Raw genomic sequence first — 13636 nt, forward strand, 5'->3', positions numbered from 1 at the left:
GCCACCCCCCCCCCCCCCCCCCCTCCGCCCCCCCCCCCCCCGGGGGGGGGGGCCCCCCCGCGCCCCCCCCCGGCCGCGCCCCCCCCCGCCCGCAGCCGGCCCGGCTACGCGGTACCGACGGTGAGCCGGGTGATGGTCCCGACCACCTCGGTGTCGGTCGCGTCGAGCAATGAGGCCCGGACGGCGGCCGTGTCACCCGCGACGTAGCGGCTCTGGTTCAAAGTCGTGACCGGGACGGTCACTTCGACGTTCGCGCCCGTGCAGTTCGGGGTGAAACGGGCGTAGCCAAGGGCGCCGGACGTACGGTCCTCGGTGGTCACGGTCGCGGACGCGACGAAGCCGCCGGCGTCGCAGGAGTACGCGATGGTGACGTTCACCGTCGCCGAGGCGCCACCGGAAACGGTCGCGCCGTCGATCCGCACCCCGGTGCCGGCGTGCGCCGGGGCCGCTGCGAGCACCGCCCCCGCGAGCAGTACGGGTACGCCGAGCAGAGTCACGATCCTGCCGTTCATGATGCCCCTCCCAATGCCGATCACCGGTGTCACACCGTCGACGACGGACCGGTCAGGCGGCGGTCGATCCCGGAGTCCTTCCCGGGGTGATACACCGGGACCGGCACCACCGGCAGCGTCACCGCCGTGACCTGCAAAACTGACCTGACCATACATCATCAATACCAACTGGCAAGGAAGTTGACTCAGGTCACGGAGTCACTCCACCTGACCTCGGCGGCGCCGCTGGACCCGTCCTCTGCCCGCGCGGCGGCCGCCAGATAGCCCGGCGGCCTCGCAATCCGGCCTGGCTCCCGCCCCACCTCGTCTTGCCCCGCTGCGCCGCGAGGACCGCAGGCCACCGCCGCCCCGTGTACAGGTGACAGGGGGCTCAGGTGCCGTGGTGGGCGGTGTGTCCGGGCAGGGGGCCGTAGGCAGTGCAGTAGCCGCAGCCGCAGGTGGTGAGGGAGTTGGCCTGGCAGTGGGCGGTGGGCCAGGCCCAGGAGGTGCAGGGCCCGGGGTCGACGGGGGTGCCGTCGTCGGGCAGGGTGCGCCGGCACCAGTCGCACCGGACGGAGGCGGGCACGCCGGCCCGGCGCAGCTGGCGGGCTGCGGGGGCGGCGATCTCGAACGGAACGTCTTCCCGTACGGTGGCAGGTGCGCTGTCCAGGAGCCGCTTGCTGTGCCACAGACTCAGGCCGGTGACCGCGCGTACCGCCTTCAGGGCCGTCGCCCCGCCAGGCGAGCCACCGCTCACCACGATCGTGAACTGCGGATCCTCCACGAACCCCCCTTGGTCGGTCAGTGTCGTGTCCGGTGCCAGTCAACCGCCCGTGCCCGCGCCCGGCCACAGGTTTTCCACACCGGCCGCGCCGTCAGACCCTGACACCCGGTCGCACCCCGGTACGCCGTGCTGTACATGGGCAGCACCCGAACGCCACCGGCTCCGAGCGAAGCCCGAAGGTGCTCCGCATCCTCGCCGGACTTTGTTCGGGCGGTCGCCGCCGGGACCGGGTTCCCACCGATCCTGGGGGGCAGCCGATGCCGGGTGTTCACCGGTTGTGGCTGCGGGTCTACACAGCAGGGAGCGGCTGGAAGAATCTCGGCAGGTCGATCCACAGCGGCACCGGTCAGGACGCCGGGCAGTACGGTGACTGATCGAACCCCACCCCACGGAGGAGACACCGCCATGGTCCACCCGGCCATCACCCGTCTCTCGGCCCTGCTTGGGCAGCCGAGTACCCCGGGCGACACCATCGACTGGGACGAGCTGGCACGGACCGCGGGCCTTCGCCTTCCCGCCGACTACCGTGACTTCGTCATGCTCTACGGCGGCGGCGAGCTGGACGAGTACCTCGGCGTCAGCACGCCGCCGGTGGCCCGCTCCCCGTACGGCGACCTCGTCGACGGACTGGACTTCGACCCGGCGGAGGAGCCGGCGGCCCCTACCGGCACCGCCCCGGAGAACCTGGAGGAGGGGAGGCTTCTCCCCTTCGCGAGGAGCGCCAATGGTGACGTGGTCTCCTGGCTCTGCGGCAGCCAGGACCCGGACAGCTGGGACGTCGCCGTCTTCAAGCGCCAGCCCCTCTACGGGGAGGAACGCTGGGTCCGATTCGAGGCGGGCTTCGGCGACTTCCTTCTCGGCATCCTCGGCGGCACGCTGCCGAACCCGTTCAGCGACAGAGGCTTCGCCGAGCCCCCGCACGCCTACCGCAACTGGCGGCAGCCGCTGTGACTCGCACGGTGTTTACCGAGGCGGACGAGGACATCGCGGAGCGGGAGGCAACGGAGCAACTGGCCACCGTCTGCCCCAACGAGGCGCTGACTGTGGTCGTCGCCGAGGGGGTCTGCCCACGTCGCCCGCTACTGCCTCCGGCGCGCTCGGCGAGTTCGGGTGTGTTCGAGGTCGCGGCCGCAGACCAGTGGCGGATCACTCCCCGGGTTCGACCCACTGCGACCGCCAGGCCGGCGGGTCGAACGGGTCGGCGAAGTACTGCGTCTCCCGCACCACCCGCCCTGCCGAGAACTCCATGATGCTCACCGTCTGCGTGGGTTTGCCGTCATAGGTGAGCACGAATTCGGTGACCCAGAGGTCGCCGGTTCCGAGGATCCTGCGCACGGTGAAGGTCCGGACCGCGGGATGTCGGGTGCGCAGTGCCTGGATGTTGCTCCTGCCGCGGATGACCTCGCCGGACTGCGGGTACTCGACGATGACGTCGTCGGCGTAGATGTCGTGTTCCGCGTCCGCGTCGCCGCTGTTCGATGCGGCCCAGTGCCGGTCCAGCAGGGCCCGGGCAACCGTCGCTTCCACCGTTATGGCCCTTTCGCTCGGAACACCACGTGCCCGACGTCCTGTGACGCGGGCGCGTGTCTGGGCGGGATCGCTCCCGGGCTGGTCACTTGAGGATCTCCAGCATCCGGTTCCCGAGGACCGCGGCCGAGGCCGGGTTCTGTCCGGTCACCAGGTTGCGGTCCTCGACCATGTAGGGCTCCCAGACCGGACCGCGGCTGAAGTCGACCCCGACCTTCGCCTTCACGTCGGTCTCCAGCAGCCACGGCGCCCTGGAGGCGAGTCCGACGCCGTCCTCCTCCTCGTCGGTGAAGCAGGTGATGTGGTAGCCCTTGAACGGCGACTCGCCGTGGATCCTGGTGGCCAGCATCGCGGCGGGGCCGTGGCAGACGATGAACAGCGGCTTGCCCGAGGCCAGTTGCCGGGTCAGCAGCCGCCCCACGTCGGCGTCCCACGCCAGGTCCGCCATCGGGCCGTGACCGCCCGGCAGGTAGACCGCGTCGTAGTCCTCCAGGCGCACGTCCGACAGCTGCAGCGGTCGACGCAGCACCTCCGCGGAACGGATGATGGCCTCCAGTTCCAGGGCGTTGTCGTTTCCGCCGACCATCTCGGGGCGCAGGCTCATCATGTCGACGGTCGGCGTCACACCGTTGGGCGTCGCGACGACGACTTCGTGACCGGCGTCCGTGAGGATCTTGTACGGGTTCGCGAACTCTTCGGCCCAGTAGCCGGTCGCGTGCCGCGTGCCGTCCTTCAACACCCAGTAGGTGGCTCCGCTGACGATGAAAAGCACCTTTGCCATGGCAGAGATCCCCTCTCGGACACATGCCAGGAGTGGGTTCGGCGGGATGCCCCACGCAACCACGCTAGGCAGCTGCGCCGACCGCGCGCAACCCGGTGCTCCGTCGGCGCTCTGGCACACGTATCGCGCCGCCGACGGTGGCGCCCCCGGCCACGGACGCATCCGGTCACATGTCGAGGACCACGTCGGCCGGGGGTGTCGAGCAGCAGATGAGCGCGCTTCCCGCGGCGGGGGGCTCCAGGGGCTGCGGGGCGTAGTCGACGTGGCCGGAGAGGAGCGCGGTCTCGCAGGTGTGGCAGATTCCGGTGCGGCAGGACCAGCGGACGGGCACGTCGCACGCCTCGGCGAGTTCGAGCAGCGTCCCGTAGTCAGGGTGCCAGGGGACGACCAGCCCGCTGCGCGCGAAGGCTACGGACGGCCCCGGGCGGCCGCCGGGAGGCGCGGCCTGCTGGTGCGGTGTCCGGGCGGGTCCGGTCACCACGCCGGGGGTGACGGCGGACGTGGCCCCGAAGACCTCGGTGTGGATCCGGGAGGGCGGCAGGCCGCAGGCCTGGAGGGCTCCGGTCATGTCCCGCATGAACGCGTTCGGCCCGCAGATGTAGGCGTCGGCGTCCGGAGGCGGCTCCAGGCCGCGGATCCGTTCGGGACTGAACCGCCCGCTGACGGTGTAGTCGACACCCGGGCGGTCGACGCCGGACGGGCGGCTGTAGGAGATGAACGACCGGCCTGCGGGCAGCTGGGAGAGCAGTGCACGTACTTCGCCGGCGAACGGGTGGTTCTCGCCGTCCCGGGCCGCGTGCAGCCACCACACCGCGCGCTGCGAGCGCTCCGCGGCGAGGGCGTGCAGCATGGCCAGGACCGGGGTGGCGCCGACACCGGCGGACAGCAGCAGGACCGGAGTGTCCGCGTCCGCGAGCAGGAACGTGCCGCGCGGAGCGGCGACATCGAGGACGTCACCCACCTTCACGTGCTGGCGCAGGTAGGTGCTGGCGACGCCGTTCGGCTCCTGCTTGACACTGATGCGGTACGTCTCGGCGCCCGGTCGGCCGGAGAGCGAGTAGTTGCGGATGACCGGGGAGGCCTGTGGGTCCGGCCGCAGGCGGACCGTGAGGAACTGCCCCGGCAGGGCGGCGGGGAGCGGCTCACCGTCGACCGCCGCCAGAGTGAGCGAGAAGATGTCCGCGCTCTCCGGTTCGATGCGGGCGGCTTCGAGCCGACGGAACCCGGGCCAGGCCGGCGGCGGGCTGCTGGTGGTCAGCCCGCGGTTTCCACCCGCGGCGCCGGGGCCGCGGTCCGCGTCGTCGAGCAGGGCTCGCAGCGACGTCTTCCAGCCGGGGCTCAACGCGGTGATGCGCAGGGCCCGTTCGAGCTGCGGCCGGGCGTGGCCGGGCAGGTAGAGCAGCGCGTCGATCTCCGCGACGGTCATCTCCTCGGGGCCCGAGGCGATCTTCACGATCTCGTCGCCGGCCCGCACCGGCCCTTCGGTCAGCACCCGCATGTAGAAGCCCGGGCGGCGATGGGACACCAGCAGGGCGGCCATCTGCGGCTCGCCGAGCCGCAGCCCCACGCGGTAGCACGTCACGCGGGGTTGGGTGACCTCGAAGACCGCACCGCCGATCCCGTAGCGGTCACCGATGCACACCTCGTCGTCGGCGAGTCCGTCCACGGTGAGGTTCTCGCCGAACTGGCCGTACGTGAAGTCGTCCCGCTCCAGGTGCTCCTGCCAGTGGCAGTAGGAGCTCAACTGGTAGACCAGAACTGCTCGTTGCTCGCCGCCGTGCCCGGCGAGGTCACCCTGCCCGTCGCCGTCCAGGTTGAGCCGGCGCGCCATCACGGGACCGGCGACGGGGTACTTCCAGATGCCGGTGCGGGTGGTCCTGCCCTGCCAGGGGACGTCCTTGGGCATGCCGACGTTCACGGCGATCAGAACGGCCATGACCTGTGCTCCTCCCGCGCTCGACAGGCCGGTGCCTGCCTCCAGCGTCGTACGGTCGGCCGCCGACCGCACCCGAAGAGCTCTACGCGGCGCCGGGGCGCGGCGACGAGTAAAGTGAAAACCGGTGGGCGCCGTCACCGGACGAGCACCGCAGACGCGGGTACGCCGCCGTCGTCGAGGCGATCATGAATCTCGACGATCATGCATCTCGAACAGGCCTCGTTCGTCACCGGCGAGATCCTGCACGTCGACGGCGGCCAGAGCGCCGGCTTCTGAAAGAACTGGGATCGGGAGCGATCGACCTATGCGCACTCGCAAGCAGCTGACCCCGCTCGGCGCTGTCGGTGCGGGCCTGGCGGCGGGAGTGGTCGGCACCGTCTGCATGGACGCCGCGCGGTTCCTGCGCCAGCGCCGGGCAGGCGGCGAACGCGACGCCCTGCACTGGGAGTTCGCCCCGGTCCGAACCTGGCAGGAGGCGCCGGACCCCGGGCAGGTCGGGAAGCGCCTGGTCGAGGCCTTCACCCGGCGCGAGCTGCCGGACAGCGCGGCGTTCCCCGTCAGCACGTTCATGCACTGGTCCTACGGAGTGGGCAACGCGGCCTTCTACGGCATCGCCAGCGCCTCGCTGCGCAAACCCCGCGTCCTCTACGGGCTCCCGTACGGTGCGCTCGTGTGGCTCAGCGGATACGTGGTGCTTCCGATCGCGGGACTCTACAAACCCATCTGGAGATACGACGCCAAGACGCTGGGTGATGATCTGACCGCCCACCTCGCCTACGGCCTCGGTACGAGCAGCGCTTTCTGGCTGCTGAGCAGGGTTCCCGTGTTCTCACGACGGCTGTAGTTCGCGATCCGGCTGGTGCTGGCGCACTCCGCCACACTGCGGAGCCGGCCGCTCTGTGTAGCTGGTGCCACCCGTTGAACCGGCTCCGTCCCGCCAGGAGCGGTTCAGGTGAGCCGGAACCGGCCCTTCGGCCGTAGTCCAGGGTGGCGGCACAAGCCGCTCGAAGAACCTCGTGCGATCAGCCTGGAAGCCCGAATGAGATGACTCGACATGACGCTGCGCGCCAGCCTCTGGCGACGCCCGGCCGGAAAGCGCCCGGAGGCGGTGAGACCGGTGGGGCAGCCGGGGCATGGGGTGACGCCACGCTGGTTGGGCGTAGGGGGTCCCGGGCAGCGATCGCTGAATGTCCCCGAGGAGTAGCGGGAGACGACTCTTCGGACTCTTCCGGTGGACATGAAATGGTGGAGTGGGACTGTGCGGCGGCAATTCGATCCGTTGGTGGGAACAGGGAACGAGCGGCACTGGCACTCGCAGATGGTTCATGAGGGACTGCTCTTTCCGCGGATCTACGGGGAGCGCACGCTGTACTCCGAACTCGCGCAGCGGCCCGGACGGATCAGGGAGATGCAGCGCGAGCGGCTGACAGCGGTGCTCCGGCACGCCGTCGATGCGGTCCCGGCGTACCGGCGGACCGGGATCACGGTCGACGGCGGGGCGGATCCGTGGCGGGTACTGTCCGCCTTCCCGTTGGTGGGCAAGCGTCAGCTTGCCGAGGGCATGATCGACCACTGCGACGACGACATCGACCCGGCGGTGTGCAGGGTCCTGGAAACGTCGGGGACCAGTGGTGTGCCGTTGCGGATGATCCGCCATGACGACGCGTTCGTCCACGAGTGGGCCACCGCGCTCGTCCGGAACGAGCGAGCGGGGTTGGTGTTCGACCGAAAGGTGCTGATGCCGTGTCTCGCGCGACTCGACCACTGGTTCGAGTACACCTCTCCCGGGATGGGGTTCGCGCGCGTTGCGCAGTTCGGCACGGCCGGACGCACGGCACCCGACCGTGCCGGGTTCGCCGACCGGGCGAGGGGCTTCCGCCCCGACGTGCTGACGGGGTCTCCGCGTAACCTCATGGACTTCATGGGGCTGTTGGGGCAGCACGGCGGCCGCCTGCCGTCGGTGCGGTCCGTCGTGTCGTGCGGGGAGCTTCTCGTCCCCGCCGTTCGGGAGGCACTCGCGGACTTCTTCGGGCTGACGGTGACCGACATGTACGCGATGAAGGAAGTCGGCACCATCGCGGTGCAGTGTGCGCTGGGCTCCTACCACATCGATTCGGAGCGGCTGTGGTTGGAGGTCGTCGACGACGATGGTGTGCCGGTGCCGGAGGGCAGCGTCGGGGAGGTCGTGATCACCGATCTGACCAATCTGGCGATGCCCCTCATCCGCTACCGGACGGGGGACTTCGGCTCGCTGGCAGGGGCGCCGTGCGCGTGTGGCCTCCGGCACAAGGTGATGGACTTGGTGGAGGGGCGGAACCCGGGGGAGCTTCGCCGGCCGGACGGGACGGCGGTCCCCGTGCTCTGGGCCGTCCGGGCTGTCCGCCGCCACCCGGTCCGCCGCTACCAAGTCGTGCAGGAGGCCGACTTCTCCGTGTCCGTGCTGGTCTCGCCCGCTCCTGCGTTCACCGCTGCGGACGCGACGGAGCTGACCCGCAGTCTCGCGGACGTCCTCGGCCCGGACGTCCGGTGCCGGGTGCGGGAAGTCGACGACGGCGACTTCCACAGCGCCGGCCGGCGCAAGGACGTCGACTTCGTGAGCTTCCTCCCCGACGTCGCCGACAGCCCGGGCAGGCTCTGAGCCTGGGCAACGAAGGCGGCAGCAGTGACAGGGGAGGCCCGTTGTCCGATTCCGAGAGGAGGTGACCAACATGACCAAGGAGGAGCGCATCGCGCAGATCCAGCAGTTCTTTCGTGCCGACGGCGTGATCTAGCCGGTCGCCCGGCGACCCGCACGGGGAAGCCGGATTCCACCCCCGGGCCGGTACCACGCCGGCCCGGGGATCGTGGACGGGCGCATGTGATGAATCCGAGATACCACGAGGTGACGTGTAATGGGGTTGTCGTGAGGCCGTGTCAGCCGGACGGGGAAGTCCTGCGAGTGGAGAACCTTCGCAGGGCATTTCCCGGAACCCCGCCTGTCGAGGCGCTGCGTGGCGTCAGTTTCACGGTGCGTGCCGGGGAGATCGTCGGACTGCTCGGAGACAACGGTGCGGGCAAGACCACGCTCTTGAAGATCCTCTCGACGCTGCTCCTCCCGTCAGCGGGCGGGGCCGCGGTCTGCGGTGCCGACCTGGCCGGGCAGGCACGCCGGGCACGCCGTCACATCGGTGTCGTCTTCGGCGGAGACCGGGGGCTGTACCCCCGGCTCTCGGCCCTGGACAACATCATGTTCTTCGGCGGCCTGTCCGGCCCGCACCGGCACCTGCGCGACCGCTCGCTGGCGGCCCTGGAGGAGGTCGGGCTCGCCGAACGGGCCGAGAGCCGGGTCGAGACGTTCTCCAAAGGCATGCGGCAGCGCCTCCACCTGGCTGTGGGAATGCTGAACCAGCCGTGCCTGCTCATGCTGGACGAGCCGACGATCGGCCTGGACCTCCTGGAGGGGGAGCGGGTCCGCGAGGCCGTCGCGCGGCTCGCCGGCACGGGCACGGCGGTGCTCCTCACCAGCCACTACCCGACCGACATCGACCGCCTGGCGGGCCGAGTCGTGCTGCTCGAATCCGGCTCGGTCTCCCACGACCTGCCCGTCAACGAGTTCCGGCGGCAGGCGGGTTTCACTGCGGAGGTGAGCTTGTCCGGCCCAGGCGTCGCGCCGCGTGACGCTGCCGAACTCCTGGCCAACGCGTCCGTGCGGATCCAGCAGGACGAGGACGGCTGGAGACTTGCCTTCCAGGTCGGAGCCTGGGACGCGGACGTGCTCGCCCGACTGGCCGAGGTCGTACGACGGCATCCGGTGACGGACATCGATGTCGCCTCGCCCGGTGTCGAGGCCGTGATACGACGACTGGCCGTGAATCGTGGGTGACGCCCTGCGTGCCGCGCGGACGGAAGCGTGGGCGGTGTGGCGCGCGGCCGTCCTTCAGATCAGGGAGACCGGCCGGGTCAGAACGGCGATGGTCGTCTCGGTGATCCAGCCGGTGGTCCTCCTGGCCGTAGTCTCCCGGGGAACCGCGAGTACCGACCCCGGACAGGCGACCGAGGTCGTGTTCGGTTGCGTGATGATCGGACTGTGGTCGTCCACCCTGTGGGGCGCGGGAACGCTACTGCGCCGTGAGGCGGCCCAGGGAACCCTCGCGGCACTGCTGGTTCGCCCTGTTTCCCTGCTGTCCGTCCTTCTCGGCAAGACGCTCGGGGTTGCTGCGGCGGGACTGGTGCGCACGCTGGCCGCGGTGGTTGTCGCCGTGCCCGTCCTCGGGCTGCACCCACAGCTTCCCCGGCCGTCGGCGGCCGTACTCGTCACTGTCGCGGCCGTCGCCTCCGCAGCAGCCATGGGGCTCCTCCTGAGCTGCGTCGTCCTTCTGTCCCGAGCGGGGCTGCGCGTCATCGAGGCCCTCGGCTACCCGGTCTTCGTTCTCGGCGGCATCGTCATCCCGCCGGATCTCCTCGCTCCGGTGCTGCGCTGGCCGGCCCAGGCCGTCAGCCTGCACCATCTGGCCGCGTTGGTGCACGATGCCGCCCACGGCCGGGCGCCTGCCTCCGTTCACCTGGCGGGCGTGCTGATCCTGACCGTGCTCTACCTCGCCTGTGGGGTGTACGCGTTCAATGCCGTGCTGCGGCGCGGCCGAGTCAAGGGGACCCTTGAGCTTGCCTGAATCCGTCCGAAGTGCGCTCACCGTCGGCCTGCGGATCTGCCGTCTCTCGGGGAAGGACTACCGGGTCGCCTCAGCCGGCTTGGCGGCGTCGTCCAGCGTGGCGATTCGGACGGTCTTCCAGGTCGCCTTCTTCACCCTCCTCGGGCAACTCGCCGGGGGAGCCACCGGACGTGCGTACGCGTTCGTCGGAGCCGTCGTCTTCGCTCCGGTCGCAGCGGTCACCAGCCACGTGTCCACTGTGGTGACCGCCGAAGTCCCCCAAGGGACCATGTACCGGCTGCGCCTCGGGAACGTCCCCCTGCTCGCCGTCATGCTCCTGCGGTCGTGGGTGTACGTCGCCGAAGGGCTCGCCATGTCACTCGTGGCCCTGGTTGTCCTTGGGCCCACCATGCTCGGCTGGCGCGCGACGGCCGACGTCGCGGCTGCGTATCCCCTCGTTCTCCTCACCACGATGGGCTGTCTCTGCACAGGAATGCTCTGCTGCGCGCTCGTTCTCCTCGGCCTGGACGAGGGAATGGCCGTCAATTTCGTCGGCTACCTCATACTGCTCTGCGGCGGCGTGGTCGTTCCTGTTGATCCGGACGGAATCCTTCACCTGATCGGCCAGGCGCTACCCCTGGGCGCCGGCCTGAACGCGGTGCGGATCGGTACGACGGGTCAGGTATGGGGGGCGGTGGCACACGAGGTGGCCGTAGCAGCGTCGTGGCTTCTCCTGACCGGCGTCCTCCTCCGGTATCAGGCCCGACGTGTCCGTCATGGCTCCGCACCCGAGTCGGTGTGACCGCGCACCCACCGGCTGCGTCCTCCCCCTCAACTCCCCTTCCGGAGGCACTTCATGGCTCCATCGGGCCAAGAACACATCCGCGCCCTCGTCCAGGCGCTGCACCACCTCGACACCGATGTCCTGGACCGCTGGGGTCGGATCCTCGCCCCTGCCCTGGCCGCCGGGAGGCGACTGCTGGTCGCGGGCAACGGCGGGTCAGCAGCCGAGGCCCAGCACCTGACGGCCGAACTGGTCGGCCGGTTCCGCGCCGAGCGCGCCCCGCTCTCCGCGATCGCGCTGCACGCCGACTCCTCGTCGGTCACCGCCATAGCCAACGACTACGGGCCCGAGGAGGTCTTCGCCCGGCAGGTCCGTGCACACGGGCGCCCTGGCGACGTCCTGCTCCTCCTCTCCACCTCCGGTACCAGTCCCAACGTGCTCGCCGCCGCCCGCGCCGGCCGGGAAGCAGGCCTCACCGTATGGGCCTTGACCGGCCCCGGCCCGAACCCCCTCTCCGACGTGAGCGACGAGGCGGTGTCCGTGGACGCCGCCCAAGCCGCCACCGTCCAGGAATGCCACCTGGTCGCCGTACACCTGCTGTGCGCCGGCATCGACACCCACCTCACCGGACCCGCTCCCTCCGCCGACACACAACCGGACGGCCCGCGTCGACTGGTGGTGGTCGGCGACGTCCTGCTGGACCGCGACATCACCGGGACCGCAGACCGCCTCTCCCCGGAAGCCCCCGTCCCCGTCGTCTCCGGCACCCAGACCGTCAACCGGCCGGGCGGCGCCGGGCTGGCAGCCGTCCTCGCCGCCCGGACCCCCGGCTGGCGCGTCACCCTCGTCTGCGGTACCGGGCACGACGAATCCGGGGCGCAGGTACGCGCCCTGCTGGGCGAAGCCGGGATCGAGGTCATTGATCTGGCAACCGGCGGGACCACCCCGATCAAGACCCGCATCCGCACCGCCGACCGCACTGTGCTCCGGCTCGACACGGACACCTGCCCACTTCCACTCGGACCGTTGCCAGAACTGGCGCATGCCCGGCTGGACACCGCCGAGGCAGTCCTGGTGTGCGACTACGGGCGCGGCATCACCTCCCACCCGGAACTCCGCCAAGCCCTCACCTCGGCCGCAGCCGGCCGTTCACTGGTGTGGGACCCGCACCCCAGAGGCACAGCGCCGGTTCCCGGCACCGCCCTGGCCGTCCCGAACGCCGAGGAGGCATTCGCCTTCAGCGGACACACCGGACCTCGCGACCTGGCGGGCGACACGGCCCGCGCCGTCCGACTGCTGGCCATCTGGCCCGTGGAGCAGCTGGCGATCACACGCGGCCGCAACGGCGCGGTCCTGGTCACGAATCCCGACGGCCACCCCCTGGCAGTCCCGGCCAGATACGCAGCCGGCGACACCTGCGGAGCCGGCGACCAACTGGCGGTCACCGCAGCTATGACGCTCGCCGCCGAACGGCTGCCCTCCCACGCCGTGGCCGCAGCTGTCGAAGCTGCCACCAGCTACATCGAAGCAGGCGGCCCCGCCTCCCTGGCCGTCGTGCCCGCCCCCTGGTGCACGGGCCCGCTGGAGCACGCCGCCCGGGTACGCGCGCAGGGCGGCAAGGTCGTCGGGGCGGGCGGCTGTTTCGACCTGCTGCACGCCGGCCACCTCTCCCTGCTCGACCAGGCCCGGCGCCTGGGTGACGTTCTGGTCGTGTGCATCAACAGCGACGCCTCCGTTCGCCGCCTCAAAGGCGAGAGCCGGCCGGTCGTAGGCGAACGCGAACGCGCCATGCTGCTGACAGCCCTGAACTGTGTGGACGGCGTGATCGTCTTCGACGAGGACACCCCCGCAAGGGTGCTGGCCGAGCTCCGCCCGGACATCTGGGTCAAAGGCGGCGACTACGCAGGCCAACGGATCGCCGAAGCCGACCTCGTCGAAAGCTGGGGAGGAGAAGTCGTCACCGTGCCGTTCCTCGACGGCCACTCCACCACCGGCCGGATTCACCACGTCGCCCAGCGGGCGGGCGTCAGATGATCCTCGGCGGCAGCATCCCGGTCACCGGCACGGCCGTATTCGTCGGCCGGCACACAGTGACGGCCGTGCGACAGAATGACCCGAGGCACAGGCCGCATCCGGAACGGCGCCGGAAGGCCGTGTTCCTCGACCGCGACGGCACCCTGACCGAACCCCGCCACTACCCCTCCCACCCCGCCGAGCTGGTCCTCCAACCAGGCATCGAGGCACCACTGCTGGCCCTTCAACAAGCGGGCTACGCCCTCGTCGTCGTCACCAACCAGAGCGGTGTGGCCCGCGGGTTCTTCACTGCGGAGACCATGAGCGCCATGCACGACCGGTTGACCCTGCTCCTCGCCCACCACGGCGTTCATCTCGATGCCGTCTACGCCTGCCCTCACCACCCGGAAGGCACCCTTCCCGCGTACCAAAGCGCCTGTCAGTGCCGGAAACCGGCTCCGGGAATGCTCCACCAAGCCGCCCACGACCTCGGACTCGATCTCACCCGATCCTGGATGGTCGGAGACTCACCAAGCGACGTCGCCGCCGGTCAGCGAGCCGGAACCCATACCGCCCTCGTCGGCCGCCAAGCACTCAACTGCCCACGCCCGGACCTCCAGTCCTCGACCACTTACGACGTGCTCCGCCGACTGGTCTGACGGCCGAGGGCTGCTCGGAGCCTTGTGCCTCAA

The 13636-nt window shown here is 70.6% G+C and carries 13 protein-coding genes; 8 read left to right on the plus strand and 5 right to left on the minus strand.

The genetic code is table 11. From position 1 onward, the window contains the following. Nucleotides 1–104 precede the first annotated feature (104 nt). Nucleotides 105–512, minus strand: a complete 408-nt coding sequence (locus ACFWPI_RS25420; protein ID WP_380425046.1) for a hypothetical protein — start codon at nt 510–512, stop codon at nt 105–107. Nucleotides 513–882: 370 nt separating this feature from the next. Next, complete coding sequence (locus tag ACFWPI_RS25425; RefSeq protein ID WP_380379139.1) at nt 883–1275, minus strand: ribosomal protein L7/L12; 393 nt, start codon at nt 1273–1275, stop codon at nt 883–885. Between the two features lie 405 nt (nt 1276–1680). Between ACFWPI_RS25425 and ACFWPI_RS25430 the strand changes: the two genes are divergently transcribed. After that, nucleotides 1681–2226 carry an SMI1/KNR4 family protein gene (locus tag ACFWPI_RS25430; protein ID WP_380379137.1) on the plus strand — a complete coding sequence of 182 codons (546 nt, stop codon included), beginning with the start codon at nt 1681–1683 and terminating at the stop codon, nt 2224–2226. A 195-nt stretch (nt 2227–2421) separates the two neighbouring features. On the opposite strand, the gene ACFWPI_RS25435 is transcribed toward ACFWPI_RS25430, so the two are convergent. The 3 genes from ACFWPI_RS25435 to ACFWPI_RS25445 all read right to left on the minus strand — a co-directional run bounded on the left by ACFWPI_RS25435 (nt 2422) and on the right by ACFWPI_RS25445 (nt 5519). Next, nucleotides 2422–2802, minus strand: a complete 381-nt coding sequence (locus ACFWPI_RS25435) for a nuclear transport factor 2 family protein (protein WP_380379135.1) — start codon at nt 2800–2802, stop codon at nt 2422–2424. An 85-nt stretch (nt 2803–2887) separates the two neighbouring features. Continuing rightward, nucleotides 2888–3583 carry a type 1 glutamine amidotransferase domain-containing protein gene (locus ACFWPI_RS25440; RefSeq protein WP_380379133.1) on the minus strand — a complete coding sequence of 232 codons (696 nt, stop codon included), beginning with the start codon at nt 3581–3583 and terminating at the stop codon, nt 2888–2890. Between the two features lie 166 nt (nt 3584–3749). Beyond that, a complete protein-coding gene (locus ACFWPI_RS25445) occupies nt 3750–5519 on the minus strand; it encodes an MOSC domain-containing protein (protein ID WP_380379132.1) in 1770 nt (589 codons plus the stop codon). A 304-nt stretch (nt 5520–5823) separates the two neighbouring features. Between ACFWPI_RS25445 and ACFWPI_RS25450 the strand changes: the two genes are divergently transcribed. The 7 genes from ACFWPI_RS25450 to ACFWPI_RS25480 all read left to right on the plus strand — a co-directional run bounded on the left by ACFWPI_RS25450 (nt 5824) and on the right by ACFWPI_RS25480 (nt 13603). Then, the gene (locus ACFWPI_RS25450; protein WP_380379130.1) at nt 5824–6363 is read left to right on the plus strand and encodes a hypothetical protein; all 540 of its coding nucleotides are present in this window, start codon (nt 5824–5826) and stop codon (nt 6361–6363) included. 438 nt (nt 6364–6801) lie between these two features. Further along, complete coding sequence (locus ACFWPI_RS25455; protein ID WP_380379128.1) at nt 6802–8157, plus strand: phenylacetate--CoA ligase family protein; 1356 nt, start codon at nt 6802–6804, stop codon at nt 8155–8157. Nucleotides 8158–8379: 222 nt separating this feature from the next. Further along, the gene (locus ACFWPI_RS25460; protein ID WP_380379126.1) at nt 8380–9381 is read left to right on the plus strand and encodes an ABC transporter ATP-binding protein; all 1002 of its coding nucleotides are present in this window, start codon (nt 8380–8382) and stop codon (nt 9379–9381) included. Further along, entirely contained in the window at nt 9374–10168 is a 795-nt protein-coding gene (locus ACFWPI_RS25465; protein ID WP_380379125.1) for an ABC transporter permease, read from the plus strand. The genes ACFWPI_RS25460 and ACFWPI_RS25465 overlap by 8 nt, the downstream gene beginning before the upstream one ends. Then, a complete protein-coding gene (locus ACFWPI_RS25470) occupies nt 10161–10949 on the plus strand; it encodes an ABC transporter permease (protein ID WP_380379124.1) in 789 nt (262 codons plus the stop codon). The genes ACFWPI_RS25465 and ACFWPI_RS25470 overlap by 8 nt, the downstream gene beginning before the upstream one ends. A 54-nt stretch (nt 10950–11003) precedes the next feature. After that, entirely contained in the window at nt 11004–12965 is a 1962-nt protein-coding gene (gene rfaE2, locus ACFWPI_RS25475) for a D-glycero-beta-D-manno-heptose 1-phosphate adenylyltransferase (RefSeq protein ID WP_380379123.1), read from the plus strand. Next, nucleotides 12962–13603, plus strand: coding sequence for a D-glycero-alpha-D-manno-heptose-1,7-bisphosphate 7-phosphatase (locus ACFWPI_RS25480; RefSeq protein WP_380379121.1), 642 nt, complete (start codon nt 12962–12964; stop codon nt 13601–13603). Before rfaE2 ends, ACFWPI_RS25480 begins: the two co-directional genes overlap by 4 nt. The last annotated feature ends 33 nt before the right edge of the window (nt 13604–13636 follow it).

Origin of the sequence: Kitasatospora sp. NPDC058492, assembly GCF_042720685.1 — a bacterium.
Lineage (GTDB): Bacteria > Actinomycetota > Actinomycetes > Streptomycetales > Streptomycetaceae > Kitasatospora.